Source organism: Synechococcus sp. R3-13 (assembly GCF_047462195.1).
In the GTDB taxonomy this organism is placed as follows: domain Bacteria; phylum Cyanobacteriota; class Cyanobacteriia; order Thermostichales; family Thermostichaceae; genus Thermostichus.
The window spans coordinates 1-1,182 of sequence record NZ_JANSIO010000289.1 but is presented as its reverse complement, the minus strand read 5'-3'; the positions used below and the strand labels follow the sequence as shown (position 1 = coordinate 1,182).

The window sequence follows — 1,182 nt, the reverse complement described above, 5'->3', positions numbered from 1 at the left end:
CCCCCCCTGTGGGAGTCCGACCAATTTCCCTGGATACCGACCCCGAGCAAACCGCTGATATGCCCCTTTCCCTGATGGCCGAACAGGTGTTGGAGGCGGTGTGCGAAGCGCAAATTGATGCTCAGCGGGCCTTGGCTCTCATGCCCGACCTGAGCGAATCCCATATCCGTGCTGCCTGTCCGAAGCGGCTGATCCCCAAAAGCTGAGAGGTCGCCCCCAAGTTGGCACCGAAGATTAGCCGGAAATACATTATTGTGGCGTTATTGTGGATCCAAACCCCCGTCCTTATTGCTATTTGGGTGGCGTTGTTGGGACAGTTGCAGCCGGTGGGAGTACTGGTGGCGGCCTTTTTGCACTTTTCTTCGAGCAATCTGCATCTGTCTCACTTGAAACAATAGAGGCCATAGCACACTAAGGGATCCCTAAACCAAGCCCTGATTCAAGATCTCGCGGGAACGGGCGATGGCTGCTCTCAAGTTGGCCCGCTGGGTGTAGCGCATCGTCATGGCGGCAGTTGTGTGGCCCAGCAAGTGCTGAATGTGTTCGGGGGCAACGCCGCGATCCAGCAACAAGGTGGCAAAACTGTGGCGAAACTGGTGGGGGGTTTGATGTCCCGGCTCAGGCTCGGTTAGCTTGAGCACAATATGCCGCAGGCCATCGTAGGTGAGGGGGCGCCCCCGGTAGGCCAAGCAGCGAGATTGGGAAACAAACAAGGGATCCGTCGGCGCGCACGGGCCCCGTTCTCGGCTCAGATACTGCTGCAACAGCTCGGAGAGGGGATCCCCTACTGCCACAGCGCGGGGTTTGCTCCCCTTGCCACAGCGCACTTCCAACAGGGATCCCTCAGGGCTGATTTGAAAATCTTGAACGGTTAAGTCCAACAGCTCCTGGGCCCGCAGCCCGCACTCCAGCATCAGGCGAATCAAAGCCGCGTAGCGCAGAGAATGGTTTTGGGCCCGCTGCAACACCCGCTGCAGCAACAACCGATCCAGATCGCGGGGCAAACGCGCAGGCAGGCGGGCAGGTCGAATGGCTTGAGTGGGCAGGGGATCCTGAAGGTAGCCCCGTTGGCTGGCCCATTCAAAAAATTGCTGCAAGGCCAACCGCTTGAGGTTGTAGGTGGCCGGAGAGGCGGGCGGGTGGATCCGCTGGCCGGAGCGGTTGCGAAACGGACGGCCCTTC

General features: G+C 59.7%; 2 protein-coding genes. One reads left to right on the top strand and one right to left on the bottom strand.

Annotation, left to right across the window (positions count from 1 at the left end):
* On the top strand, positions 1 to 206 hold a 206-nt coding region (locus tag NW856_RS09100), incomplete at its 5' end, for a hypothetical protein (protein WP_414399907.1).
* A 216-nt stretch (positions 207 to 422) separates the two neighbouring features.
* On the opposite strand, the gene NW856_RS09095 is transcribed toward NW856_RS09100, so the two are convergent.
* Positions 423 to 1,182: tyrosine-type recombinase/integrase (locus tag NW856_RS09095; RefSeq protein ID WP_414399906.1), on the bottom strand; the 760-nt coding region annotated here is incomplete at its 5' end.